At 58.7% G+C, this 25,024-nt stretch carries 24 protein-coding genes; 7 read left to right on the top strand and 17 right to left on the bottom strand.

Translation table 11 applies throughout. From position 1 onward, the window contains the following. Positions 1-62 precede the first annotated feature (62 nt). The 4 genes from AC1MEE_RS28155 to coq7 all read left to right on the top strand — a co-directional run bounded on the left by AC1MEE_RS28155 (position 63) and on the right by coq7 (position 3,006). Complete coding sequence (locus tag AC1MEE_RS28155) at positions 63-983, top strand: DUF805 domain-containing protein (protein WP_480412740.1); 921 nt, start codon at positions 63-65, stop codon at positions 981-983. A gap of 60 nt (positions 984-1,043) precedes the next feature. Then, entirely contained in the window at positions 1,044-1,832 is a 789-nt protein-coding gene (locus tag AC1MEE_RS28150; RefSeq protein WP_480412739.1) for an SDR family NAD(P)-dependent oxidoreductase, read from the top strand. Positions 1,833-1,895: 63 nt separating this feature from the next. Then, positions 1,896-2,234 carry a histidine triad nucleotide-binding protein gene (locus AC1MEE_RS28145; protein WP_480412738.1) on the top strand — a complete coding sequence of 113 codons (339 nt, stop codon included), beginning with the start codon at positions 1,896-1,898 and terminating at the stop codon, positions 2,232-2,234. A 124-nt stretch (positions 2,235-2,358) separates the two neighbouring features. Next, positions 2,359-3,006: a 2-polyprenyl-3-methyl-6-methoxy-1,4-benzoquinone monooxygenase gene (gene coq7 / locus AC1MEE_RS28140; protein WP_480412737.1), complete on the top strand. Its 648-nt coding sequence runs from the start codon at positions 2,359-2,361 to the stop codon at positions 3,004-3,006. 96 nt (positions 3,007-3,102) lie between these two features. Here the strand turns inward: coq7 and speD are convergent, their stop codons facing one another. Then, positions 3,103-3,897: an adenosylmethionine decarboxylase gene (gene speD / locus AC1MEE_RS28135; protein WP_480412736.1), complete on the bottom strand. Its 795-nt coding sequence runs from the start codon at positions 3,895-3,897 to the stop codon at positions 3,103-3,105. Positions 3,898-4,137: 240 nt separating this feature from the next. Further along, the gene (locus AC1MEE_RS28130) at positions 4,138-4,560 is read right to left on the bottom strand and encodes an OsmC family protein (RefSeq protein ID WP_480412735.1); all 423 of its coding nucleotides are present in this window, start codon (positions 4,558-4,560) and stop codon (positions 4,138-4,140) included. A 207-nt stretch (positions 4,561-4,767) separates the two neighbouring features. Here AC1MEE_RS28130 and crp point away from each other — a divergent pair, with 207 nt between their 5' ends. Beyond that, positions 4,768-5,412, top strand: coding sequence for a cAMP-activated global transcriptional regulator CRP (crp, locus tag AC1MEE_RS28125; protein ID WP_480412734.1), 645 nt, complete (start codon positions 4,768-4,770; stop codon positions 5,410-5,412). Between the two features lie 9 nt (positions 5,413-5,421). On the opposite strand, the gene AC1MEE_RS28120 is transcribed toward crp, so the two are convergent. The 4 genes from AC1MEE_RS28120 to AC1MEE_RS28105 are packed head-to-tail and all read right to left on the bottom strand — an operon-like array spanning position 5,422 to position 8,663. Next, positions 5,422-6,114 carry a lipoate--protein ligase family protein gene (locus AC1MEE_RS28120; protein ID WP_480412733.1) on the bottom strand — a complete coding sequence of 231 codons (693 nt, stop codon included), beginning with the start codon at positions 6,112-6,114 and terminating at the stop codon, positions 5,422-5,424. 60 nt (positions 6,115-6,174) lie between these two features. After that, positions 6,175-6,996 (bottom strand): indole-3-glycerol phosphate synthase TrpC, encoded by an 822-nt coding sequence (gene trpC, locus AC1MEE_RS28115; protein WP_480412732.1) that lies wholly within the window; start codon positions 6,994-6,996, stop codon positions 6,175-6,177. After that, a complete protein-coding gene (gene trpD, locus AC1MEE_RS28110; protein ID WP_480412731.1) occupies positions 6,993-8,042 on the bottom strand; it encodes an anthranilate phosphoribosyltransferase in 1,050 nt (349 codons plus the stop codon). Before trpD ends, trpC begins: the two co-directional genes overlap by 4 nt. Positions 8,043-8,063: 21 nt before the next feature. After that, positions 8,064-8,663 carry an aminodeoxychorismate/anthranilate synthase component II gene (locus AC1MEE_RS28105; protein ID WP_480412730.1) on the bottom strand — a complete coding sequence of 200 codons (600 nt, stop codon included), beginning with the start codon at positions 8,661-8,663 and terminating at the stop codon, positions 8,064-8,066. Positions 8,664-9,071: 408 nt separating this feature from the next. Between AC1MEE_RS28105 and estP the strand changes: the two genes are divergently transcribed. Further along, positions 9,072-11,006: an esterase EstP gene (gene estP, locus AC1MEE_RS28100; protein ID WP_480412729.1), complete on the top strand. Its 1,935-nt coding sequence runs from the start codon at positions 9,072-9,074 to the stop codon at positions 11,004-11,006. Between the two features lie 148 nt (positions 11,007-11,154). Here estP and trpE read toward each other — a convergent pair whose 3' ends face one another. The 9 genes from trpE to AC1MEE_RS28055 all read right to left on the bottom strand — a co-directional run bounded on the left by trpE (position 11,155) and on the right by AC1MEE_RS28055 (position 22,290). Then, the gene (trpE, locus tag AC1MEE_RS28095) at positions 11,155-12,633 is read right to left on the bottom strand and encodes an anthranilate synthase component I (RefSeq protein ID WP_480412728.1); all 1,479 of its coding nucleotides are present in this window, start codon (positions 12,631-12,633) and stop codon (positions 11,155-11,157) included. Between the two features lie 70 nt (positions 12,634-12,703). Then, positions 12,704-13,522: a phosphoglycolate phosphatase gene (locus tag AC1MEE_RS28090; RefSeq protein ID WP_480412727.1), complete on the bottom strand. Its 819-nt coding sequence runs from the start codon at positions 13,520-13,522 to the stop codon at positions 12,704-12,706. Then, positions 13,519-14,193: a ribulose-phosphate 3-epimerase gene (rpe, locus tag AC1MEE_RS28085; protein ID WP_480412726.1), complete on the bottom strand. Its 675-nt coding sequence runs from the start codon at positions 14,191-14,193 to the stop codon at positions 13,519-13,521. Before rpe ends, AC1MEE_RS28090 begins: the two co-directional genes overlap by 4 nt. Before the next feature lie 325 nt (positions 14,194-14,518). Continuing rightward, on the bottom strand, positions 14,519-15,343 hold the full coding sequence (locus AC1MEE_RS28080; protein WP_480412725.1) for an ABC transporter permease: 825 nt from the start codon (positions 15,341-15,343) through the stop codon (positions 14,519-14,521). A gap of 11 nt (positions 15,344-15,354) precedes the next feature. After that, on the bottom strand, positions 15,355-16,602 hold the full coding sequence (locus AC1MEE_RS28075) for an ABC transporter permease (RefSeq protein WP_480412724.1): 1,248 nt from the start codon (positions 16,600-16,602) through the stop codon (positions 15,355-15,357). 107 nt (positions 16,603-16,709) lie between these two features. After that, entirely contained in the window at positions 16,710-17,747 is a 1,038-nt protein-coding gene (locus AC1MEE_RS28070; protein ID WP_480412723.1) for an ABC transporter substrate-binding protein, read from the bottom strand. Positions 17,748-17,809: 62 nt separating this feature from the next. After that, the gene (locus AC1MEE_RS28065; RefSeq protein ID WP_480412722.1) at positions 17,810-18,934 is read right to left on the bottom strand and encodes an ABC transporter ATP-binding protein; all 1,125 of its coding nucleotides are present in this window, start codon (positions 18,932-18,934) and stop codon (positions 17,810-17,812) included. A gap of 270 nt (positions 18,935-19,204) precedes the next feature. Beyond that, positions 19,205-19,834 carry a response regulator gene (locus AC1MEE_RS28060; protein ID WP_480412721.1) on the bottom strand — a complete coding sequence of 210 codons (630 nt, stop codon included), beginning with the start codon at positions 19,832-19,834 and terminating at the stop codon, positions 19,205-19,207. 32 nt (positions 19,835-19,866) lie between these two features. Then, entirely contained in the window at positions 19,867-22,290 is a 2,424-nt protein-coding gene (locus tag AC1MEE_RS28055; protein WP_480412720.1) for a PAS domain-containing sensor histidine kinase, read from the bottom strand. A gap of 120 nt (positions 22,291-22,410) precedes the next feature. On the opposite strand from AC1MEE_RS28055, the gene AC1MEE_RS28050 reads away from it, so the two are divergent. Continuing rightward, complete coding sequence (locus tag AC1MEE_RS28050; protein ID WP_480412719.1) at positions 22,411-23,415, top strand: alpha/beta hydrolase family protein; 1,005 nt, start codon at positions 22,411-22,413, stop codon at positions 23,413-23,415. A 149-nt stretch (positions 23,416-23,564) separates the two neighbouring features. Here the strand turns inward: AC1MEE_RS28050 and AC1MEE_RS28045 are convergent, their stop codons facing one another. Both AC1MEE_RS28045 and murU read right to left on the bottom strand, forming a co-directional pair. After that, a complete protein-coding gene (locus AC1MEE_RS28045) occupies positions 23,565-24,332 on the bottom strand; it encodes a TerB family tellurite resistance protein (RefSeq protein ID WP_480412718.1) in 768 nt (255 codons plus the stop codon). Then, positions 24,333-25,013: an N-acetylmuramate alpha-1-phosphate uridylyltransferase MurU gene (gene murU, locus AC1MEE_RS28040; RefSeq protein WP_480416363.1), complete on the bottom strand. Its 681-nt coding sequence runs from the start codon at positions 25,011-25,013 to the stop codon at positions 24,333-24,335. It abuts the gene before it with no gap. Positions 25,014-25,024: the final 11 nt, after the last annotated feature.

Below are 25,024 nucleotides of genomic sequence, written 5' to 3'. Positions count from 1 at the left end.
AGGCGGGCCATGGGCCCCACTCTACAAAGCCCCATTGTGTTATCCAGACAAGGAAGCCAAGCATGGCCGAAACCCACTTCAAGATCATCTTCGAAGGGAAACTGCGCAATGGCGTCGAAATCGAGACCGCCAAGCTGAACCTGGCGGGCTTGTTCAAAAGTGAAACATCGACTGTGGAAAAACTGTTTCGCGGCCACCCAGTCACACTCAAGCGCGGACTGTCGCAAGAACAGGCCCAGCACTACCTGAGCGCATTGAATGATGCCGGCGTCGAAGCGCGGATCGAGGCAAATCCCGCCATTAGCTTGAGCATGGACGAAATCGCTGAACCCAATCCTTACCAAACGCCGGTAGAGAAGCCGTCTCTGGCAACATCGCCTTACGCACCACCACGGGCGCCGGTCGGCGCAACCCTGCCGGAGTTTGCCGACCTGAAGGTGTTCACTGTCCAGGGACGGATCGGCCGGTTGCGCTATCTGGCCTGGTCCCTGGTACTCATCGCCGCCATCTTTGCCGTCGCTGGCATTTGCGCAGCACTTATGACCAGCTCTCTGGTGGGCGGTGGCTTGCTCATCGCCATCGTAACGGTGGGCTTTTTCATCGTCAGCGTGCAAATCGGCGTGCAACGGCTGCACGATGCCGGCTGGTCCGGCTGGCTCTTGCTGATCAACCTCGTGCCTTTCGTGGGCACCCTGTTCCCGATCCTGATGATGGTCGTCCCGGGCAACACGGGGCCCAACCAATACGGCGCGCCGCAACCGCCAAACAGCAAGGCGGTAAAAGTCCTCGCAGCGATGTGGCTGCTGATCCTGTCGGTCCTGTTGGTTGGTTTTTTTGTCGGCGGCGTTGGCATGTTTGAAGACGAGGTCCAAACCACGGCCAGCGAATACGAAAATACCCTGCCCTACGACGACGATACTGATAGCGACACCTCGCAACCCGCCGATGCCGCTCCACCCTCTGTAGACTATAAAGACGAATAACGCGCCCACTCGCGCCCGACGCACACTGTCGTGGCCCGAGATCGCCGCCTGGAGAATTGCATGACCCGTTACGCTCTGATCACTGGTGCCTCCAGCGGCATCGGCCTGGCTATGGCCGAAGCCCTGGCGCGCCGTGGTCGCAGCCTGATTCTGGTAGCCCGCCAACGTGACCTGTTGGAGAGCATTGCCATTGAGCTGACCCAGCGGTTTGGCGTGGAAGTCCTGTTCCGAGCCTGTGATTTGGGAGAACCGCTGCGGCTCTCCGGCTTCTTGCTGGAGCTCGAAGAAGGCGAGCGGCAAATCGACTTACTGGTGAACTGCGCCGGCATCGGCACATGCGGGCCTTTTCTGGCCCAAGAATGGGGTGACGAGCAAGACTTGATCGACCTGAACATTCTGGCCCTCACACGTTTGTGTCACTCGGTCGGCAATGCCATGGCTGTGCAGGGCGGCGGGCAGATTCTCAATGTCGCCTCGGTCGCCGCGTTCCAGCCCGGTCCATGGATGAGCACGTATTGCGCGAGCAAAGCCTATGTCCTGCACCTCTCTGAAGGCTTGCGCGAAGAGCTGAAGAAAACCGGGGTGAAAATCTCGGTTCTGTGCCCTGGCCTTACCAGCACGGCGTTTTATCGCACTGCGCGCCTGGATGAGCGCAAGTTGTCCGCCAGCAAGTTGATGATGAGCCCCGAAGAAGTGGCGCTGTATACCGTCCGCGCGCTGGCGAAAAACCGTGCCGTGATCATTCCGGGTTGGCGTAACAAGCTGCTAACGTTCGTCCCGCGTCTCCAGCCGCGCTGGTTGGCAAGAAAAATAGCCGGTGCGCTCAACAAGTCCGCCTGCCCACGCTAAAGAGCTGGGCGTGATCCCACCCCCTCAGTACACTCAGTCACTTATCAAAACGGAGAAATAGCTGTGGAGACTCTGTTCACCAAGATCATCAACAGAGAGATACCGGCGAAGATCATCTACGAAGATGATCAGGTGCTGGCCTTTCACGACATTGCCCCACAAGCACCGGTGCATTTTCTGGTCATCCCGAAAAAGGCGATCCGCACACTCAACGATGTGACCGAAGAGGACAAGGGTCTGCTCGGCCATCTGTTGTTCACCGCGCAACGTCTGGCCAAAGAGCTGGGCTGCGAGGACGGTTTTCGGGTAACGATGAACTGCAATCCGCTGGGCGGGCAGACCGTCTATCACATTCACATGCACGTACTCGGTCAGCGTCAAATGCATTGGCCACCGGGTTGATTCATCTTTTCAACGGCTTATGCCCGCTGAGTCTGCATGCGCAAACCCGACGGGCTGATCCAGCTCAAGCCGCGCCCGACTGATTCGGGTAAACTGGCCGCCGTGGATTTATCCGGAGGTGCCCATGGCTACCGAGCGTCACTACTCCCCTGTTGACCGTCTCCTCTTGCAAGCCGATGCCGCGATGCGCACCTTGCTGCCTTTCAGCGGGCAACCGTATCGGCCATCACCCGCCATTGTTCAGCCTGAAGTCGAGTTGAGCGACGTCGATACCCGGCACGTTGCGGGCCTGATGCGCATCAACCATACCGGCGAAGTCTGCGCGCAAGCGTTGTATCAGGGCCAGGCGCTGACCGCCAAACTGCCGAAAGTTCGGGCTGCCATGGAGCACGCCGCTGAAGAAGAAGTCGACCACCTGGTCTGGTGCGAACAACGCATTCGCCAATTGGGCAGTCATACCAGCGTACTCAATCCGCTGTTCTACGGCATGTCCTTCGGGATCGGTGCTGTTGCCGGCTTGATCAGCGACAAAGTCAGTCTGGGGTTCGTGGCCGCGACCGAAGACCAAGTCTGCAAGCACCTGAATGAGCATCTGCAGCAATTGCCTGCCGAAGACGAAAAGTCCCGGGCCATTCTTGAACAGATGCGCATCGATGAAGAGCATCATGCCGAAAGCGCGCTGGAGGCCGGCGGATTCCGCTTCCCGGCCCCGATCAAGTTTGGTATGAGCCTGTTGGCCAAAGTGATGACCAAAAGTACTTACCGAATATAAAAGCGGTGCAGTGACGGCAAATACAAGAAAGGCGCCTCGATGGGCGCCTTTCTTATTTGTGTAGCCTGCTTTCTGTAGACGAAAGCAGGCCAACCCTTAAACCGGCATGTTGCGCCCGTAGAAGATTTCCAGCATTTCGTGCTTAACGCGCTCGGTCACCTGATCACGCTGTTCGGACGATAGGTTACTGGTGGCATCCCCGAACAGGTAGTTATCCAGTTCGAAGTCTTTGAGCAGCATCTTGGTGTGGAACATATTGTCCTGATACACGTTCACGTCAGTCATCTGGTAACCGGAGCGAGTGTCTTCAGACAGGTAATTCTGAATCGAGTTGATCTCGTGATCGATGAAGTGCTTTTTGCCTTCAACGTCACGGGTGAAGCCACGCACGCGATAATCGACGGTGACGATGTCTGAATCGAATTGGTGGATCAGGTAGTTGAGCGCCTTGAGCGGTGAAATCACCCCACAGGTCGACACGTCAATGTCCACACGGAAAGTCGCGATGCCATCGACCGGGTGAATTTCCGGGTAGGTGTGCACCGTGATGTGGCTCTTGTCGAGATGGGCCAGAATGGTCTCTGGCAGCGGGCCCGGGGACTCTTCGATCTGGCTGTCGGTAGGTGTCACCGGCTGCTCGGAAATCAGAATAGTCACGCTAGCGCCTTGCGGGTCGTAATCCTGGCGGGCGATGTTCAGGATGTTAGCGCCAATGATATCGACAACATCCGTGAGGATCTGCGTCAGGCGTTCGGCGTCGTACTCGCGATTGATGTACTCGACGTAAGCCTGCTGGTCCTGCGGGGTTTCCGCATAGCAGATGTCATAGATGTTGAAGCTCAAGGTCTTTGTCAGGTTATTGAACCCGTGGAGCTTGAGTTTGCTTTTCACCGTTAAAAACTCTCTTTATTTGTGCGGCACGGGCCGCGTGATCAAGCATGCCCGTCAGATAAGGAGGGCTCATCTGCGTAGGACGGTTAACACCTCTTCGCGGTGGCGATTTTGGTTGTCTGTTCGGGTGCAATTACAGCCTTGATGAACGGGCCGCACCCTGAAAAAGTGGCGCATTATGCAGACGTAATAAGCCATCTGCCAGAGTGTGCGCCGCTTTTATGAAAGTTGGGTGGCGATTCAGCCCAATTCGATGATTTCGTAGTCGTGAGTAATCTCCACGCCAGCGTTGCCAAGCATGATCGAAGCCGAGCAATACTTCTCGGCAGACAGTTCGATTGCACGCTTGACCTGAGCTTCTTTCAAACCACGGCCCTTGACCACGAAATGCAGATGAATCTTGGTGAACACCTTCGGATCTTCGCTCGCGCGCTCGGCTTCCAGAAACGCCTCGCAGCTTTCTATCGGCTGGCGGGACTTCTTCAGAATGCTGACCACGTCGAAGTTGCTGCAACCCCCCAGGCCGATCAGCACCATTTCCATTGGCCGAACGCCCAGATTACGACCGCCGCTCTCAGGCGGGCCGTCCATTACCACCACATGACCGCTGCCAGACTCACCGAGGAACATGGCTTCGCCAGCCCATTGGATGCGTGCCTTCATCGCCAAGACTCCACTGCTAAAAAAGGGTCGCCAGCTTAGCACAGGGCCGCGCTGTCGCTGGATGTACGGCTAAATGCCCAATCGAAATAAGCCGGTAGGAAATTTCCCAAATGGCGGAAAGTTCTCCTGATAAGCTGCGGCAAATCACGAGCACTGCCGATACCCATAAGAATGCCGTGTGGCGCTGTACTTTTCCGGGATACATGCATGGTTGCTATGACCCTTACACCCAAAATCAAAAACCTCGACAAACTTCTTGCCCATTGCCAGCGCCGTCGCTACTCAGCCAAAAACAACATCATCTGCGCAGGTGATCGCTCTGACTCGCTGTTCTTCATCATCAAAGGCTCCGTCACCATCCTGATTGAAGACGATGAAGGCCGGGAGATGATCGTTGCGTACCTCAATGCCGGGGATTTCTTCGGCGAATTGGGTCTGTTCGACCAGGCCGGGCATGAGACCGAGCGCAGCGCTTGGGTTCGTACCAAGACCGAGTGTGAAGTGGCTGAAATCAGTTACAGCAAATTCCGCGAAGTGACACAGCAAGAGCCGGACATTCTGTATGCCATCGGCGGCCAGATGGCCGAACGCTTGCGTAACACCACACGCAAAGTGGGCGACCTGGCGTTTCTCGATGTGACCGGACGTGTCGCACGCAGCTTGTTGGACCTGTGCAAGCAGCCCGACGCCATGACTCATCCCGACGGCATGCAGATCAAAATTACTCGTCAGGAAATCGGACGCATTGTCGGCTGCTCAAGGGAAATGGTCGGCCGCGTACTCAAGGCGTTGCAAGAACAGAATCTGGTGCACGTCAAAGGCAAGACCATGGTGGTGTTCGGCACGCGCTGAACCACTCGGTCAAAACCCGGCGAGGATTTGTCTATATAGGGTAGCCAATCGTTCCAGCACATCGGCGGCCGGATAAGCCTCGTGCAGGGCGATGTGACTGTCGGCACGCACCCGCTGCTCTTGCTCGCAGATCTGGTTGAAACGATTGACCGCCTCAACCATTTGCTCACGTTCGTTATCCAGCAGCAGCGCGCCATGGGCCAGTACCACGGGACGCTGCCCACCCTGACTTTGCCGCCAACGCTGAGCCGTACCGACCATCTTGCGGCCATTGAGGTTGACGTTGAAGCGCCCGTCACAGAAGGCCCCGTCCACTTCCCCGAGCGAGGCCGCACCACCCAACTCGATCAGGACGTCGCAGATCGGCTGACACAGACGGTTATAAGCATTCTCGATCCGGTCTCGGTCATTGTCACTGCGCGGTTGGGCGTAAACCAACGCGATGTTTACCACCGCTGAAGATTGAGGGACCGGTTCACCACCACTTTCACGCAGCAGTATTGGCCAGCCACTGGCCGCCAACGATTCAGTCGCCTGATCAAAACCTGCGAGGCGACTCATCCGACGCGGCATCACCAATGCTCGATCAAGCGGTCGCCATAAAAGCAGCCCGTACTCGAACTCACCGGCACACACCGACGCGAGCAAATTCTGCTCGGCCTGCAAACCCGCCTCGACGGAAATTTCGATCAACTGGCTCATTGTCTGCTCATCCTTTTTCGCACCTGTAAAAAAGCCGGCATCGCCGGCTTTTCCAAGGATTTAATTATTCCATGGCCCACGCTCCGGGAAGAACAAGCGTTGCAGCTCGGCTCCCGGGTGTTCCGCGCGCATGAACGTCTCGCCGACCAGAAAAGAGTAGACCTCACTGATCTCCATCAACTCGACATCAGCGCGATTGACGATGCCGCTCTCTGTGATGACCAGACGATCGCGAGGAATGAGCGGCAACAGATCCAGTGTGTTTTCCAGGTTTACTTCGAACGTGTGCAGGTTGCGGTTGTTGACGCCGACCAGTGGCGTGTCCAACGTCTTGAGGGCGCGCTCCAGTTCAGCGCCATCATGCACTTCCACGAGCACGTCGAGACCCACGCTTTTGGCGACGGCGGCCAGTTCGGCCATTTGCGCGTCTTCAAGCGCAGCAACGATCAGCAACACGCAGTCAGCGCCAAGCGCACGGGCTTCGACGATCTGATACGGATCGATCATGAAGTCCTTACGGATCACCGGCAGATTGCAGGCCGCACGTGCCTGCTGCAGATAAACGTCGGCGCCCTGAAAGAAATCGATGTCGGTCAGAACGGACAGGCAGGTTGCGCCGCCTGCTTGATAACTCTTGGCGATTTCGGCGGGGAGAAAGTTTGCCCGGATCACGCCCTTGCTCGGTGACGCCTTCTTGATTTCAGCAATGACCGCAGGGTGCTTGCTCTTGGCCTGTTTTATCAACGCCTTGGCAAAACCGCGTGGCGCGTCGGCCAACGCCGCCTGATGCTCCAGCTCGGCAAGGCTCACTACAGCGCTGCGAGCAGCGACTTCTTCAACCTTGCGGGCAAGAATTTTTTCCAGAACCGTCGGCACACTCATCCCTCATTCTCCTGCTTGAATACCGCGGTAAAGGCACCCAACTCTTCCAGTTTTTCCCGGGCAAGGCCTGTGTGCAGCGCATCGTGGGCCAGTGCAACACCCTCTTTCAACGTGTAGGCATGATCAGCAGCATAGAGCGCAGCGCCCGCATTGAGCACGATCATTTCGGCGGCCTTCTGACCGTTTTCGGTCTTGCGCCGACCCAGAGCATCGCGGATCAACTCCAGCGAGGCAGCCGGGCTTTCCACGGCCAGACCGAACAGACTCTGGCTTTTCATGCCCAAATCTTCCGGCTGCACCCAATACTCGGTGACTTCGCCATTTTTCAGCTCGGCAACAAAGGTCGGTGCAGCAAGACTGAATTCGTCCAGACCATCCTGGGAGTGCACCACCAGCACGTGCTTGCTGCCCATACGGAGCAAGACTTCGGCCAACGGCCGGCACAACGCCTGACTGAACACCCCAACCACCTGATGGCGGACGCCAGCCGGATTCGTAAGCGGGCCTAGCATATTGAAGAGGGTGCGCAAACCGAGGTCGCGACGCGGGCCTGCGGCGTATTTCATCGCGCTGTGGTGGGACTGGGCAAACATGAAACCGATACCGACGCTTTCGATACAACGGGCCACTTGCACGGGGGTCAGGTTCAAGTAGATGCCAGCCGCTTCGAGCAAGTCGGCGCTGCCACTTTTACCGGATACGGCACGGTTGCCGTGCTTGGCAACGGTGCAGCCCGCAGCTGCAACCACGAAGGCCGACGCCGTAGAGACGTTGAAGATATTCGCGCCATCGCCGCCCGTGCCAACGACGTCGACCACACCGTCCAGGGTCTTGAGCTCGACCTTGTCGGCCAGTTCACGCATCACTGACACGGCACCGACGATCTCATCGATGCTTTCGCTCTTCATACGCATAGCCATCATGAACGCGCCAATCTGCGCTTCAGTGCATTGACCGGTCATGATTTCACGCATGACGTCGCGCATTTCGTCGGTGCTCAAATCCAGCTGGTTAACGATGCGAGCCAGCGCGCCTTTAATATCCATAGCCATAACCTTGAAAACCCCTTAACCCTGACGACTGCCGCCGGTTTGCTTGAGGAAGTTGGCGAACAGCTCATGGCCCTGCTCGGTAAGAATCGACTCAGGGTGAAATTGCACCCCCTCGATATTCAGCGCTTTGTGGCGCAGGCCCATGATTTCGTCGACCGAGCCATCTGCGAGTTCGGTCCAGGCCGTCAACTCCAGGCACTCGGGCAGTGTTTCGCGCTTGACCACCAGTGAGTGATAGCGGGTAACCGTCAACGGATGATTCAAACCCTCGAACACGCCGAGGTCTTCATGGATTACCGGACTGGTCTTGCCGTGCATCACTTGCCGCGCGCGCACCACGTCACCGCCAAACGCCTGACCAATGGATTGATGGCCAAGACAGACACCCAGAATCGGCAGCCTGCCGGCGAAGTGTTTGATCACCTCCAGCGAAACGCCTGCTTCAGTCGGGGTACATGGACCCGGGGAAACCACGATGCGCTCGGGGTTCAGGGCTTCGATCTCGGCGACACTCAGCTCGTCATTGCGGATCACTTTGACCTCCGCACCCAACTCACCAAGGTATTGCACGACGTTATAGGTAAACGAGTCGTAGTTATCGATCATCAGCAACATGTGTTTAACCTCTTGAAATTACTGACTTTTAAAGCCACCCGTGGATTTTGTTCACTGGCCTCGACGCACACTGTCTGGTCACTGGGATTCATCCAGCTCAGGTGCTCTGGCAAGTCAATCGAAGGGCATATCGGTACAGGTCCGGCGTGGCCGGAAGGAGAACAGTCAGGCGCGCCAACGCCAACGGGCGTGAGCCTTGATAACGCGCATCAAGAGTTTACTGACGATCAACACTGGGGAGGTCTCATTCATACATTTGGGCACAGTAGCCTACCCGAGCGGGCGGTGCAATATCACGCTTTCGAAGCGCCATTGGGCAGTTCACGAGGCCAGGCTGCGCAGGGGTGCGCAGTCTTTGCTACTTTCGTAAAGAGTGCAAAAAAACAACAACATAAAGGGATCTCCAGAATGATCAAACAGGCGCTGTCCCTGCCGTTCGCGGCATGCCTTCTTTCTCTGGCCTGCTCTCACGCTTTGGCGGCCCCCTCCCCTTACTCGACGATGGTGGTATTCGGCGACAGCCTCAGTGACTCCGGACAATATCCCGACCCCGGCGGCCCCACTGGCGCGACGCTTCGCTTTACCAACCGTACCGGTCCGACGTTCCTGGATGGCCGTGGCGAAATCTTCGGCCCAGTCGCGCCGATGCTGCTCGGCAGCAAGCTCGGCATCGCGCCGGGCACCCTTGCGCCATCGACCTCGCCGGTGAACGCCCTCCTCGGTCTCAAGGACGGCAATGACTGGGCAGTGGGCGGTTACCGCACCGACCAGATCTACGATTCGATTACCTCCACATCGGAAGTCGCCATCCCCGAGGGAGACCCTGGTGCCGGTATCGTATTGCGCAGCCGTGCGGGCTATCTGGTGGCGAATAATTTTCATGCCGATCCCAATGCGCTTTATTACCTCACGGGCGGCGGTAACGATTTCTTTCAACAGCGGGTGGTCGACGTTGCTTCGGCACAAGTCGCAGCAGACCAACTGGCGAACAGTGCTCAAGCCCTGCAACAGGCCGGCGCACGCTACATCATGGTCTGGCTGCTACCCGACCTCGGCCTGATCCCGGCCATCAACGGCACGCCTCTGCAAGGCCCCACCTCTCAACTCAGCAGCGTGTTCAACAGCGAACTGGTCAGTCGTCTGGCGCCGATCCATGCCATTCCGCTGAACATCCCACTGCTGTTTCAGGAAACCCTGGCCGACCCCGCGCGCTTCGGCCTGGCCGCCAATCAGAATCTGGTCGGCACCTGCTTCAACGGCAACGGTTGCACGGAAAACCCGGTCTACGGCCTGAACAGCGCAACGCCCGACCCAACCAAACTGCTGTTCAACGACGACGCGCACCCGACCATTGCCGGGCAGCAACTCATCGCCGATTACGCCTATTCATTGCTGGCCGCGCCCTGGGAAATCACCCTGCTGCCAGAAATGGCCCTTGGCACCTTGAACGCCCATCAGGATGAACTACGCAGTCAGTGGCAAGCCGATTGGGGCAATTGGCAAAACGTCGGCCAGTGGCGTGCGATCGTCGCGGGGGGCGGTCAGTATATGGACTTCGATGATCAGAGCAGCTCTGCCAGCGCCAATGGTCATGGCTACAACCTGACCATTGGTGGCAGCTACCGCTTTGCCGAGGACTGGCGCGCCGGAGTGGCGGCTGGCCTCTACCGGCAGAAGCTGAAAGCCGGCGCTCAGGATTCCGACTACACACTCAACAGCTACCTGGCCACCGCGTTCGTACAGTACCAGGCCAATCGCTGGTGGGCCGATGCGGCGTTGACCGGCGGCCGACTCGACTACGAAGACGCCAACCGTAAATTCGCCCTGGGTGTCTCCGAAGGTGAGGAGAAAGGCAGCACCCATGGCGAACTGTGGGCGTTTAGTGGACGGTTGGGTTACGACATCGCGCAGACCGATAGCCTCTGGCATTTGTCGCCGTTCGTCAGCGCCGACTACGCGCATGTCACCGTAGACGGCTACTCGGAAGACAGCTCACGTTCGACAGCGTTGACCTTCGATGCGCAGAGACGCAATTCCCGGCGCCTCGGAGTAGGTCTTCAAGGCAAGTTGCAGATCACACCGCAGACGCAACTCTTTGCTGAGATCGCCCACGAACACGAATATGCAAACAACCAGCAAGACCTGACCATCGCCCTCAACAGCCTGCCGAACAACGACTTCACCCTGGAAGGTTACAAACCGCAAGCAAGCCTCAATCGCGCCAGTGTTGGCGTTAACCAGAAACTGACTCAGGACGTGTCATTAAGGGGCAATTACAACTGGAGCAAAAACGATGACGTCACCCAGCAAGGCATCGGTCTGGCAGTCAGTCTGGATTTCTGATGAAGAATTTGTAGGAGCGGCTTGCCCGCGATTGCTTCGGAGTCGCGCTCGACCGAAGCAGTCGCAAATGGCTGGATTCAGAACCGCCTGAAGGTCCTCCGGCCCTTATCGCGGGCAAGCCCGCTCCTACAATAATTCGTGCGGAGTCTTAATTGGGCTCTTGCTCTGCAAGCGCGACCGCACGGAACATGGCGCGGCGCTTGTTCAGCGTCTCCTCCCATTCCAGCGCCGGCACCGAGTCCGCGACGATGCCGCCACCGGCCTGCACATGCAGCTCACCGTTCTTGATCACTGCAGTGCGGATCGCAATCGCGGTGTCCATGTTGCCATTCCAGGCCAGATAACCCACGGCGCCGCCGTAGACACCCCGCTTGACCGGCTCCAGCTCGTCGATGATTTCCATGGCACGGATTTTCGATGCGCCAGACAAGGTGCCCGCTGGCAGAATCGCCCGCAAGGCGTCCATCGCAGTCAGGCCACTTTTCAGATGGCCAGTAACGTTGGAGACGATGTGCATCACGTTGGAATAACGCTCGATGACCATCTTTTCCGTGAGCTTCACCGAACCGATTTCGGATACGCGACCGGTGTCGTTGCGCCCCAGATCGATCAGCATCAAGTGCTCGGCGATTTCCTTGGCGTCGGACAGCAGGTCTTCTTCCAGCGCCAGATCTTCTTCTTCGTTGGCACCGCGCGGGCGGGTGCCGGCAATCGGGCGCACGGTGATCAGGTTGTCTTCAACCCGCACCAATACTTCCGGCGAACTGCCAACGACATGGAAGTCGCCGAAGTTGAAGAAGTACATATAAGGCGTCGGGTTGAAACAGCGCAGCGCACGGTACAAGTCGATAGGCGCAGCCTTGAAGTCGATGGACATGCGTTGCGATGGAACCACCTGCATGACGTCACCGGCGAGGATGTACTCCTTGATGGTGTCCACTGCCCGCTCGTAATCGGCCTGAGTGAAACTGGAGCGGAACACCGGGTCAGCTGCCTGCGGCCGGGTCAGGTCGAGGCCACGACGCGGGGTGATCGGCTGACGGAGTTTGTCCATCAGCTCTTCCAGGCGCGCCTGACCGTTTTCGTAAGCGTTAGCTTCGGACGGGTCGACCAGCACAATCGCGTGCATCTTGCCCGCCAGGTTGTCGAACACCACTACGGCATCAGAGACCATCAGCAGGATATCCGGCACACCCAACGGGTCCGGGTTCGGGCATTTACCCAAGCGTTTCTCGACATAGCGAACGCAGTCATAGCCGAAATAACCCACCAGCCCGCCATTGAATCGCGGCAAACCAGCGATGGTCGGCACGTTGTAGCGCGCCTTGAACTCTTCGACGAACGCCAGCGGGTCTTCCGCCTCCAGGCGCTCGATCTCGATACCGTCCAGGGTCACGCTGATCTGCTGCTCGTGGACACGCATTACGGTGCGGCACGGCAGGCCGATGATTGAATAACGGCCCCATTTCTCGCCACCCTGCACCGACTCCAGCAAATAGGAGTTCGGCTGGTCGGCCAGTTTCAGGTAGATCGACAGCGGCGTGTCGAAGTCGGCAAGGGTTTCGTAGGCAAGCGGAATACGGTTGTAACCGACAGCAGCCAAACGCAGGAATTCTTCGCGGGTCATGATCAGCCTCGTGGCTTGAGGGTAAAACGGTCAGGTATGCAAACGTGCCGGTGAGCCGGCCAGAATCAAGTCAGGCGCGCCAACGCCAACGGGCCAGGGCCTTGATGACTTTCATCCAGAGTTTGTGCGTGACCACCACGATGGAATCTCTTTGAGGGGGAAATTTGACGTCGGCCAACGTTATCTCAGCCGCCGAATCTAAGCAACCGGGGAGCAGCTTGCGCAGGTCATCGATAACCAGCGACGGCGATTCCTCGGCAATCGGCCGGCCATGGTTGTAGCCATAACTGAGCGCCACACTGGCCACCCCTGCGGCTTTCGCCGCCAGCACATCGTTGCGTGAATCGCCGACGAACAGCGACTGGGATGCCGGAACACCCGCCATTTTCATCACGAAAAACAGCGCCGCCGGATCAGGCTTCTGCTGCGGCAAGGTATCCCCGCCGATGATCCAGCGGAAAAACCGTCCCAGTTTCAACTCATCCAACAGCGGCGCGACGAAGCACTCCGGTTTGTTGGTGATCAGGGCCATTTCAACACCCTGCTTCTGCATCCATTTCAAGGTCTCGCGCACGCCGGGATAAACCTGCGTCAGCGCGTGGCTGTCGGCGTAGACCTCCATGAAAATCGCCAGGGCCTCTTCAGTGTCAGCGTCATTCACGGACGAATGATCAAAATCATTGGCCAGCGCCCGACGCACCAACACGCGTACGCCGTTACCGATCCAGATCCGCACCGACTCGATGCCCGCCAATGGACGACCCAGCGTGAGCAGCATGCTATCGATCGCCGCAGCCAGGTCCGGCACTGAGTCGATCAACGTGCCATCCAGATCGAACATCACCAGCTTGGGCAAACGGCCGGGAAACAGCTGCTCGAATCCGCTCATGGGCGAGCCATCGCCAGTTCTGCACGCATTTTCTGTATGACCTCTTGGTAGTCCGGCGCATTGAAGATAGCGGAGCCGGCGACAAAGGTATCAGCACCGGCAGCGGCAATCTCACGAATGTTATTCACGTTGACCCCGCCATCGATCTCCAGACGAATGTCGTAGCCCGACGCCTCGATCAGCGCCCGCGCTTCGCGCAGCTTGTTCAGGGTGCCGGGAATGAACTTCTGTCCGCCGAAACCCGGGTTGACGCTCATCAGCAAGATCATGTCGACCTTGTCCATCACGTATTCCAGCAGGTTCAGCGGCGTGGCCGGGTTGAACACCAGACCGGCCTTACAGCCGCCTTCACGGATCAACTGCAACGAGCGATCGATGTGCTGTGTGGCTTCGGGGTGGAAGGTGATGTACGTCGCGCCGGCTTCGATGAAGTCGCCAATGATGCGGTCGACCGGGCTGACCATCAAGTGAACGTCGATGGGCGCGGTGACGCCGTACTTGCGCAGCGCCGTGCAGACCATCGGGCCGATGGTCAGGTTGGGTACGTAGTGATTGTCCATGACATCGAAGTGAACGATGTCGGCGCCAGCGGCAAGAACATTGTCGACTTCCTGGCCCAGGCGGGCGAAGTCGGCGGAAAGAATCGACGGAGCAATAGCGAAGGGCTGCATGACGCACCTTTTTTGAGCAAAATCACGGTGGCGCGCATTGTACCTCATGACGAATGACTCGCCGCAGTCCATCCGCCGGACCGTTCGCAGGCAAGCCTGCTCCCACACAGGCTGTGTGAAAACCCCAACAGAAAACTGAACTGCGCGTTCGTACGTCAATTCAGAAATAGATCGGCTGCTGGACAGACCTGGATTTCACGTAGGAACGCGATTTTCAGGTCGGTTTTTAATCAGTTAATCGGTCGCGGAGGTTTTCACACAGCCTGCACAGAGGAATGATTTTCTGTGGGAGCAGGCTTGCCTGCGAATTGCCTGATGCGGTCTATCAGGCCACTTGAGTACGCATTTTCTCGCTGCGTCCACGCAACCATTCCAGCACCAGCAGCAGCACCACCGAGAAGGCAATCAGCAGGGTTGCAGCGGCGGCGATGGTCGGGCTGAGGTTTTCGCGGATACCACTGAACATCTGCCGGGGCAGCGTGGCCTGCTGCGGGCCAGCGAGGAACAGCGTCACCACGACTTCATCGAAAGAAGTCGCAAACGCGAACAGCGCACCTGAAATCACTCCCGGCGCGATCAACGGCAAGGTCACCCGGCGGAACGCGGTCAGCGGCGATGCCCCCAGACTGGCGGCGGCACGAACCAGATTCTGGTTGAAGCCTTGCAAGGTCGCCGACACGGTGATGATCACGAACGGCACACCCAACACCGCATGCACCAGGATCAACGAAATGTAACTGTTACCCAACCCCAGCGGGGCGAAGAACAGGTAGCTGGCAACACCGACAATCACCACCGGCACCACCATCGGCGAAATCACCAAAGCCATGACCAGCGGCTTACCGGGGAAGTTGCCACGGGTCAGGCCAATGGCTGCCAGCGTGCCGAAGCCCATCGCTAATACTGTGGCGGCGGGTGCCACGATCATGCTGTTCTTCAGCGAGCGCATCCATTCGGCGGAAGCGAAAAAGTCCTGATACCAGTGCAAGGAAAACCCTTGCAGCGGGTAGACCAGAAAGCTGCCGGAGTTGAACGACAGCGGGATGATCACCAGCACCGGCAGGACCAGAAACAACAGCACCAGCCCACAGAGAATGCGCAGGGCGTAATACCAGACCCGCTCGACGGGCGACGTGTAAGGGCTCAGCATGTTGATTCTCCTCAGCTCAGGCGCATGCGGCTGGCGCCGATCAGCCAGCTATAAATCAGATAAAGCACAACGGTCGCCAGCAATAGCAAACCGCCCAGCGCCGTTGCCATACCCCAGTTGATGCTGGTGTTGGTGTAGAACGCGACGAAGTAGCTGACCATCTGGTCGTTCGGACTGCCGAGCAATGCCGGAGTGATGTAGTAACCAATCGCCAGAATGAACACCAACAGGCAACCGGCGCCGATACCGGCGTAGGTTTGCGGAAAGTACACACGCCAGAAGCTGGTGATCGGGTGACAGCCAAGGGAAATCGCGGCCCGCATGTAGGTCGGGGAAATGCCCTTCATCACGCTATAGATTGGCAGGATCATGAACGGCAGCATGATGTGCACCATCGAGATGTAAACGCCGGTCCGGTTGAACACCAGTTCCAGCGGTTTATCGATGATCCCCATGGCCATCAGCGCGCTGTTGATCAGGCCGCTGGATTGCAGCAACACGATCCAGGCCGCGACTCGCACCAGAATCGAGGTCCAGAACGGCAACAGCACCATGATCATCAACAGGTTGCTTTGCCGTGAAGGCAGGTTCGCCAGCAGGTAGGCCAACGGATAGGCCAGCAGCAGGCAAACAACGGTGATGATCAGGCCCATCCAGAAAGTGCGGGCGAAGATATCCAGGTAGATCGCTTGATCAGGGGTCGCGGGCGCCACTTCACCGAGGTCATTGATGCGGTGGTCAACGGCGGCCAGCAAGTAAAAGGGGGTGACGCTGCTGGTATTACGACGGATCGCTTGCCAATAGGCCGGATCGCCCCAGCGCTCATCGACGGCTTCGAGCGCATCTTTATAGGAAGCCGGTTCAGTCGCGAACGGTAATGCGCGGGCGGTTTTCGTCAGCAAGCTGCGATAACCGGCCGATTCCATGTTCAGACGCTTGGACAGATCGCCCAGGGTCTGATTCTTGCGGGAATCCGCCAGGTCGATGCTCAGCGCCTTGTAAACCGGTTCTGAAGGCAGACTTTTACCGTCCCATTGCGCCACTGCAGCGACGGTGTGCGGCAAGGCGTTGACGACTTCAGGGTTGCCGACGCTCTTGTAGAGCAGCGCAACGATAGGCACCAGAAACACCAGCAGCAGAAACAGAACCAGCGGCGCAATCAATGCCTGAGCCTTCCAGCGATTAACCCGTTCAGCACGAGCCAGACGCTGTTTCAGGGTGGGGCTGGCGCCTTCGGTGAGGGGCACTGCGATGGCCATAGCGAACTCCGAAAATCTTTGAACGATGGATGTGCCCCTCCTCCCGCGATACAAGAGGAGGGAGCGCACCTGGACCTAACTCAAGGCAACAACATTACTTGGCTGGCTTATTTGGCTGCCCATGCGGTGAAACGCTGTTCCAGTTGCTCACCGTTGTCAGCCCAGAAGCCGACGTCGATCTGTACCTGGTTCTTGATGTTTTCCGGAGTGGTCGGCATGTCTTTCAGGATGCCTTTGTCCAACAGTTCCACAGCTTTGGTGTTGGCTGGGCCGTAAGCGATGTTTTCCGAGTAGGTCTTCTGCTGCTGTGGGCTGACCGAGTAAGCGATGAACTTCTTCGCTTCAGCGGCAGTTTTCGAACCCTTTGGAATGGCCCATGCGTCGAAGTCGTAGACGCCGCCGTTCCAGACCACTTTCAGGTTGCTTTCTTTCTGTACGGCAGCGATACGGCCGTTGTAGGCCGAGCTCATGACCACGTCACCGGACTTGAGGAACTGTGGTGGTTGAGCGCCGGCTTCCCACCATTGGATGGAAGGCTTGAGTTCGTCGAGCTTCTTGAACGCGCGGTCCTGACCGTCTTTGCCAGCCAGCACTTTGTAGACGTCTTTCGGTGCAACACCGTCAGCCATCAAAGCGAATTCCAGGGTGTATTTGGCGCCTTTGCGCAGGCCACGTTTGCCCGGAAATTTCTTGGTGTCCCAGAAATCGGCCCAACTGGTCGGCGCGGTGGTCAATTTGTCAGCGTTGTAAGCCAACACGGTGGACCATACGAAGAAACCTACGCCGCAGGTCTGGATTGCACCTTTGACATAGTCTTCTTTCTTGCCGGGAAGGCTCGCCGGATCGATCTCTTCGAACATTCCTTCGTCGCAACCGCGCGACAGTTCAGGCGATTCGACTTCTACCAGGTCCCAGGACACGCTCTTGGTGTCGACCATGGTTTTGATCTTGGCCATCTCACCGTTGTATTCGCCCGCGATGATCTTGCCATTACCGGCCTTTTCCCACGGTGCATAGAAGGCTTTTACCTGGGCGTCCTTGTTGGCACCGCCAAAGGATATAACGGTCAGATCCGCTGCCGCCATGGCATTGGCCGCGCACATCATGCCCAGCGTAATAGCGGTGAACTTCAAAGATTTGAGCATTTATTGTTCTCTCCACAGTGCAGTGTTGGTTTTACGTGGGGCGATTCATTCGCCTCTGACTGTTAATGCGCTTCCAGCAAGGGATCGAGCGCGCGAACGTGTTCGACCTGCCATCCAATTGGCACAACGTCGCCCACCGTCAACCCCGGATCCAGCTCCGCGATTGGCTGTTTGACGAAGAAGTCGGTTTTGCCTGCGACTTCCAGACGCACACGCACGTGGTCGCCCAGATAAATGAATTCAGCAACGCGGCCAGAGAAACGGTTCACGCAACTTTCGCTGCTGCCGTTGACGCTGACGCGCTCGGGACGGATCGACAAGGTCACCGGATCGCCGACCTGGCCGACATTGACCGCCAGCGCCTCGACCTTCTCGCCACGAGCCAGCGCCACGACACAGCGATCACCGGTGTGGCTGATCAGGTTGCCGCTCAGGCGATTGTTCTCGCCGATGAAGTTGGCAACAAAAGTGTTCTTTGGCTCTTCATAGAGCGTGCGCGGAGGAGCGATTTGTTGAATCTCACCCTGATGGAATACCGCCACCCGGTCGGACATGGTCAGGGCTTCACCCTGGTCATGGGTCACGTACACCACGGTCACGCCAAGACGCTGATGCAGGTGTTTGATCTCCATCTGCATGTGTTCGCGCAGTTGTTTATCCAGCGCGCCCAAGGGTTCGTCCATCAGCACCAACTGCGGTTCGAACACCAATGCCCGGGCCAACGCCACGCGCTGCTGCTGACCACCGGAAAGCTGCGCCGGATAACGATGAGCGAAGGTGTCGAGTTGGACCATGCTCAGCACGCGCTTGACCCGATCGCGGACGTCGCTCTTGTTCAAGCCGCGTACCGACAACGGGAACGCCAGGTTTTCCGAGACGGTCATGTGCGGGAACAACGCGTAGTTCTGAAACACCATGCCGATGTCGCGCTTGTGCGGTGGCACGTTGTTGATCGAGCGGCCAGCCAACTGGATTTCACCAGCAGTAGGCGTTTCGAAACCGGCCAGCATCATCAGGCTGGTGGTCTTGCCCGAACCGGAAGGCCCGAGCAAGGTGAGAAACTCGCCTTTGCGAATCTCCAGGTTGAGGTCTTTGACGATCAGGTTTTCGCCGTCGTAGCTTTTCTGCACACCACGGAAGCTGACCAGAACATCATTCGCCCCAGCACTTGAATCGACGTCGCTCATTACCCACACCTTTGTTTTGTATGCCGTGGGTTAAGCCTAGATCAGGCTCGACCCCAAGCAAATCGGGGGGCAGGAGAGATTGGGGTAGGGATTGCCCTACAGAGATGGCGTGATTGGGTATGTCATTCGAGAGTGAGGCTTTGTCTGAACTGACGCCATCGCGGGCAAGCCCGCTCCTACAGGGGATCGCGTTTCAATTGTAGGAGCGGGCTTGCCCGCGATCATGGAATGTCAGACGAAAAAGCATGTCGCAGACGGACATGTACTACATCAGAGCAACTTGTGCTCCATCGCATACTTCACCAGGTCGGCCAGCGAATTGGCGTGAAGCTTCTGCATCAGCCGCGCCTTGTGGGTGCTGATGGTTTTGCTACTCAGGGCCAATTGCTGAGCGATGTCATTGACGTTGGCACCTTGCGCCAAGCGCTCGAACACCGAAAACTCGCGTTCGGACAGCAGCGAGTGCAGTGGTCGGTTATCGGTCAGGCCGACTTCAAAGACCATGCGGTCTGCCAGATCCGGGTCGATGTAACGCCCACCGGCAGCCACCCGACGAATCGCCGTCAGCAACAGCGCCGGATCGCTGTCCTTGGTGGCGTAACCTGCAGCGCCAACCTTCAATGCTCGAGCGGCCATCTGCGCCTCGTCGTGCATGGACAACACCAGAATCGCTGGTGGATTGTTCAGGGCGCGAATCCGTGGGATCGCTTCAAGGCCGTTCACACCGGGCATGGAAATATCCAGCAGCACCACTTCGCACTCGACATGCCGCAAGATTTCCAGCAGTTGTTCGCCATTACTCGCCTCGCCCACCACCGCCAGATCCTTCGCCAGCCCGATCAGTTGCTTGATGCCCTCACGGACGATGGCGTGGTCTTCAGCTACCAATACACGAATCACTTTTCTCGCTCCTGCCCAACGGCTTTTAATGATTAAACGGCAAGCGGAATGTATGCACGTAAGGTTGTGCCCTCACCGGACTCACTGTCCAGTTCCAATCTGCCGCCGAGCATCAACACGCGCTCCCGCATACCCACCAGACCGAACGAAGTCGGCCTGCCCTCCTCGGGCACAAAACCACAGCCGTCGTCGGCAATGGTCATGCACAGCAGGCCCTCATCCAGGGTAAGGCTCAGCTCGACAGTGTGCGCCTGGGCGTGACGCATCACGTTGGTCAGCGCTTCCTGGAGGATGCGGAACAGACCGATGGCCTTGGCATCGCTGAGCATCGGCAGGTTGTCCGGGACCTGCACCAGACACGGAATCTGGGTGCGCGCCTCAAAACGCCGGGCCTGCCATTCGATGGCCGAGGCGATGCCAGCATCGAGAATCGGCGGGCGCAGGGCCGTGGCGACATCACGCACCAGCTGAAAAAGCTGGGCGATCAGACGCTTCATGCTGTTCAGTCGCTCGTGTAAGCCCGGATCGAGATCGGCGTAGGCCAATTCGCACATAGAGGTTTCCAGCTTGAGCACGGTGAGCATCTGCCCCAGCTCGTCATGCACTTCGCGAGCGATGCGCGCTTTCTCTTCTTCGCGCACGCTTTCCAGGTGCGCAGACAGTTCACGCAATTGCTCGCGAGAACTGGCGAGCTCCAGCTCGATGCGCTTGCTTTCACTGATGTCCCAGACGATGCCGTCCCAGACCACCCGATCATCGTCCAGACTCCGGGCAATGGCCTTGATCTCCGCCCAGCGCTCCTCACCTCCACGGGTAAGGATGCGCCCCTGCCACGACCAGTCGCTGTCGCTGTCCAGGGAGCGATCCTGAATGATGTGGTAGCCAGCGCGATCGTCCGGGTGCACCAGATTGCGCAGGCCCATGTCCGGATGACGCAGCGTTGCCGGCGAATAGCCCACCAGGCTTTCACTGCCCTCACTGATATAGGCGAACTCCGGCGCCTCGCCGGCCCGCTCCCGCTCCAGTCGAAACACCAACCCCGGCACGTTGGCCGCGATCCCTTGCAACCGAGCCTCGCTTTCTTGCAGCGCCGCCAACGCCCGACGGCGATCGGTGACGTCGGTGAGAAACACCACCAGGTATTCGGCGTCGCGAAAGCGCAGAAAGCTCAAGGACACATCGGTGGGCAACATACTGCCATCGGCGCGGATGCAATTTGTTTCGAAACTCTGCGGGCTGTCCTCCGTGGAGCGAGCGCGTTTCCACAGGCTCAACCAACGGTCCATGTGCAGGCCCGGTTCGAAGTCGATCAACGGCCGATCAACCACGCCGCCAGAGGCATAACCCAGCATTGTCTCGGCCGCGTGATTGGCGTAGCGCACATGGCTGTCCCAATTGACCCAGAGAATGCCGACCGTGCTTTGGTCTATGGAAAACTGCGTCAGCCGCAAGGCCTCTTCACTGGCCTGGCGCTTGGCAATGTCTTCGCGCGCTGCCAACAGACTATGTTCCAGCGCCTGTTGCTGACGTCGCTGCCAGACCACAATTGCAAAACAGGACAGCAACATCACAGTCAGCAGCAGGGTGAGGTTTTGCCAAAACCCGGGCGACTCGCTCAGTCGTGGGTATTTGGGCTGCATCCAGCGCGCATGCAGTTGTTCGAGGTCTCGGGCGGGTATCGCTTGCAGCGCGACGCTGACAATGCCCGCCAACTCCGGCCAGTCTCTTCGCGAAGCCACGCGCAACAGCTGTGGCAAGCCGATATCACCCACCACCGCCAATTCGGCGAACTCCGGTTCGATGGACAAACGACTGAGCTGCGCTTCATCGATCACCGCGTATTGGGCCTGGTGGCTCAACAACAATTGCAGCGCCTCACGCTCCAGCGGCACCCCTTGCAAATTGAGATGGGTGTAGGTGCTGCGCAGGTAATCGGCTACCTGACTGGGCATGCGGACAGCAACACGAATGCGACTGTCGAGTTTTTCCAGATCGACTGCGCCCGCGCCACGACGCTCGCCGACCACCAGATTCGGCACGCGCATGTACGGATCGGAAAAAAGCCACAGACGCAGGCTGGCCGGGGTTTGCGTCAACCCTGGCGCCAGATCGACGGCCCCCTCCTCCAGCGCCTTGTCGAGCGCGGCCTGATCGGGGTAATTGCGCCAGAGCAACTCAACTTGCAGGGTTTTTGCCAGCTCGTTCACCAGGTCGACGTTAGCGCCCGACAATTGCTGCAAGCGCCGGTCGAACTGCGCATAAGGCGCCTGCAATACCAGACCAACGCGCAACTGGCCACGCTGATCGAGCCAGGCTCGCTGCTCCACGCTTAACCCCGCAGAGGACGATACCGGCGCCGGCGCGGCCAGAACCATGAACGGCAGCGCTATCAAGGGCAACGCCATCAAGAGCAGCCTTGGGCAGCCGATAAGCCAAAGGCGCATCGATCGAATCATAAGCGTGTCATTCCATTACTTCCTGAATTGTTTCCCACGTTGCCGCAGTGCCCAAGCGCGCCTGACAAATGCTGATCAACCCATTAGGCTGCCAGGATTGTTTCTGGCCTGGAATATCCGATGTCCTACACCTTTAGCGCAACGTTTCCTGCATTGTGCCTGTCGCTGATACTACCTTGCGCCTTGCCAGTGATGGCCGCTGATCCGCCGCCGGGCAAAGAGTCGACCACCGAAACGGCCCCCGTCGAACGCCAGTTGTTGCTCGAACGCAGTCAGGAAGACGCCATCGCCCTGCAACGACAGCTGCCGCAGCAGGAGCAACAGCAGCTACAAGCCGGCAGCGACAGCTTCCTCGCATTGTGGAAACCGGCCAACGTCGATCAACCCAAAGGCACCGTGATTATCATTCCCGGTGCCGGCGAGTCGGCGGATTGGCCGCAGACGGTAGGGCCGCTGAGGCGCAAGTTCCCCGATGATGGCTGGGCCAGCTTGAGTCTGACCCTGCCGGATGTGCCAAATGATGGCAGCTTGCCGCGCATCGAGGAAAAGGCGGCCGCCGCCGATCCCGCCGCACCGGCCAAGGACGCCGCTCTCGCCAAGGTAGCCAAAGGCGCCGATGCGCCGAAAAACGCCGAGCCAGAGAACACTGCCGAAGCCGATGCGGCGAACAACGTGGCGCGGGCGGCGGCCGCCGAAGAACAAGCCAAGGCCAACGCCGAGCGCATCTTCGCCCGCATCGAAAGCGCCATCGCGTACGCGCAACAGCAAAAAGCCCACAGCATTGTATTGCTCGGACATGGCAGCGGCGCTTATTGGGCCGCCCGTTTCTTGAGCGAGCGACCTTCGCCCCTGATCCAGAAGCTGGTCATGGTCTCCGCGCAGGATCCGTCCGACGCCAAACCGCGCCTGGATGAACTGGCGTCGATGCTTAAAGTGAGAACGGCTGACTTTATCTATAAGGACCTGGCGCAAGGCCGTCAGGCCGCGCTGCAACGCCTGCAAGCGAGCAAGCGCACGAAAAGCACGGGCTACACGCAGGTTGCGCTGGCGGCGATACCGGGAAACAACACGGCTGAACAGGAGCAATTGTTCCGGCGGATTCGTGGGTGGCTTGAGGCGAAGTAAATCATTTTGTGTCAGACAGACCGCGTCAAGCTATTCGCAGCGGGACGCGTAGTTGCAAGCCTGCTCCCACAGGGGTACTCGATCTTCTGTGGGAGCAGGCTTGCCTGCGAACGATGCAACGCGGTCCATCTGACCCACCGCCGCTTGCATCAACGAAATTCCCGCCGCTCTCGAATCAATGCATAAGCCTGATGCAATTCACGAGTTTTCTCGGTCGCCTCTCGCACCTGCATCAGGCTGGCGCCGGTGCCCGCGACTTTATCGGGATGATGGCGGCTGAGCAGACGCCGATAGGCGCGTTTGATCTGCGCGGGCTCTGCGTTCGCCGCCACGCCCAACAACCGCAGCGCGTCCTGGTAAATGTCCGCACTGCTGGCAATTGGTTTTTTATGCGGATCGTAGTCACTGGCCAATGCCTGAACTTTCGACGCCGACCAGCCCAGCCATTTTCCCCACAGCACGATCAACTCGCGCTCCGCTCGCGAGGCCTTGCCGTCGGCCCAGGCCATGCGCCAACAGGCCCGCAGCAGCCCTTCGGCCGCATGCGGCTGGGTTTTCAGGCGACGCAGGTACCCGTGCAACCCCTCGCGCCCCTTTTTGCCGCGATTGAAGGCCAGAATCGCCCGCTGTTGGGACGGCTCACTCAGGTCCAGGCGACGCATTTCAACGCGCGCCTGCTGGATGTGCCCATCGACCACCCGCCCATCAGCCTTGGCCAACCGGCCGAGCAAAATGAACAGCAATTCATCATCACGCGGAACGCTGCGACCACCCAGACGTTCACGCAGATGCGCCCAACTGCGCAACTCCAGACGCCGGTCCAGCGCCTGGCCGAGCAACGCGCCCAGCAGCGCCCCCGGAATGCTGGCGATAGCAAAACCGGCACCGGCACCAATCAGCGTGCTTGGCCAAAGCATTTAGCGACTCACCGCAAGCAACCGCTCGACTTCTGCCAGGCGCTCGTGGGTGCCGACATCAACCCAGCGCCCGGTGAAATGCTCGCCCGAAACCTGCCCTTGCGCCATGGCCTCGCGCAACAACGGCGCCAGCTTGAAAGCGCCTGCCTCACAGCCGTCGAACAGCCGTGGATGCAGAATGGCCATGCCGCTATAGGTCAGGCGCGGCACCTGAACAACCCCCGCCTGGCCATCGACCACACGTCCAGCCACCAGGGCAAAATCGCCAATCGGGTGGTGCACGGGGTTATCGACCAACACCAGGTGCGCCAGCCCGGAGATGGGCCGATGCAGGTTCGCGAAGTCGTAATCGGTCCAGATATCGCCGTTGACCACCAGAAACGGCTCGTCACCCAATAACGGCAGCGCACGGAATATCCCGCCACCAGTTTCCAGCGCCTCGCCTTCCGGGGAATAGCGGATGCTCAGGCCCAGGCGTTGCCCATCCCCGAGATAATCCTCGATCTGCTGACCCAGCCAGGCATGGTTGATCACCACCTCCGTAAACCCCGCTGCGAGCAGCGCTCGCAGGTGATACTCGATCAAGGGCACATCCCCGGCACGCACCAGTGGCTTGGGCGTGTGCAAGGTCAGCGGACGCAGGCGCTCGCCTTTGCCTGCGGCGAGAATCATCACCTTCATGCGCTCAATAC

Source organism: Pseudomonas sp. ASL3 (genome assembly GCF_056680425.1).
Note: the sequence above shows the minus strand (reverse complement) of the source record. Positions and strands in the feature narration are given on the sequence as shown.

Coding starts and splice junctions, on each gene's coding strand:
- AC1MEE_RS28155 (WP_480412740.1), top strand. CDS start 63: ATGGCCGAAACCCACTTCAAGATCATCTTCGAAGGGAAACTGCGCAAT.
- AC1MEE_RS28150 (WP_480412739.1), top strand. CDS start 1,044: ATGACCCGTTACGCTCTGATCACTGGTGCCTCCAGCGGCATCGGCCTG.
- coq7 (WP_480412737.1), top strand. CDS start 2,359: ATGGCTACCGAGCGTCACTACTCCCCTGTTGACCGTCTCCTCTTGCAA.
- AC1MEE_RS28130 (WP_480412735.1), bottom strand. CDS start 4,560: ATGAAGGCACGCATCCAATGGGCTGGCGAAGCCATGTTCCTCGGTGAG.
- crp (WP_480412734.1), top strand. CDS start 4,768: ATGGTTGCTATGACCCTTACACCCAAAATCAAAAACCTCGACAAACTT.
- AC1MEE_RS28120 (WP_480412733.1), bottom strand. CDS start 6,114: ATGAGCCAGTTGATCGAAATTTCCGTCGAGGCGGGTTTGCAGGCCGAG.
- trpC (WP_480412732.1), bottom strand. CDS start 6,996: ATGAGTGTGCCGACGGTTCTGGAAAAAATTCTTGCCCGCAAGGTTGAA.
- trpD (WP_480412731.1), bottom strand. CDS start 8,042: ATGGATATTAAAGGCGCGCTGGCTCGCATCGTTAACCAGCTGGATTTG.
- AC1MEE_RS28105 (WP_480412730.1), bottom strand. CDS start 8,663: ATGTTGCTGATGATCGATAACTACGACTCGTTTACCTATAACGTCGTG.
- estP (WP_480412729.1), top strand. CDS start 9,072: ATGATCAAACAGGCGCTGTCCCTGCCGTTCGCGGCATGCCTTCTTTCT.
- trpE (WP_480412728.1), bottom strand. CDS start 12,633: ATGACCCGCGAAGAATTCCTGCGTTTGGCTGCTGTCGGTTACAACCGT.
- AC1MEE_RS28090 (WP_480412727.1), bottom strand. CDS start 13,522: ATGAGCGGATTCGAGCAGCTGTTTCCCGGCCGTTTGCCCAAGCTGGTG.
- rpe (WP_480412726.1), bottom strand. CDS start 14,193: ATGCAGCCCTTCGCTATTGCTCCGTCGATTCTTTCCGCCGACTTCGCC.
- AC1MEE_RS28080 (WP_480412725.1), bottom strand. CDS start 15,343: ATGCTGAGCCCTTACACGTCGCCCGTCGAGCGGGTCTGGTATTACGCC.
- AC1MEE_RS28075 (WP_480412724.1), bottom strand. CDS start 16,602: ATGGCCATCGCAGTGCCCCTCACCGAAGGCGCCAGCCCCACCCTGAAA.
- AC1MEE_RS28070 (WP_480412723.1), bottom strand. CDS start 17,747: ATGCTCAAATCTTTGAAGTTCACCGCTATTACGCTGGGCATGATGTGC.
- AC1MEE_RS28065 (WP_480412722.1), bottom strand. CDS start 18,934: ATGAGCGACGTCGATTCAAGTGCTGGGGCGAATGATGTTCTGGTCAGC.
- AC1MEE_RS28055 (WP_480412720.1), bottom strand. CDS start 22,290: ATGATTCGATCGATGCGCCTTTGGCTTATCGGCTGCCCAAGGCTGCTC.
- AC1MEE_RS28050 (WP_480412719.1), top strand. CDS start 22,411: ATGTCCTACACCTTTAGCGCAACGTTTCCTGCATTGTGCCTGTCGCTG.
- AC1MEE_RS28045 (WP_480412718.1), bottom strand. CDS start 24,332: ATGCTTTGGCCAAGCACGCTGATTGGTGCCGGTGCCGGTTTTGCTATC.
- murU (WP_480416363.1), bottom strand. CDS start 25,013: ATGAAGGTGATGATTCTCGCCGCAGGCAAAGGCGAGCGCCTGCGTCCG.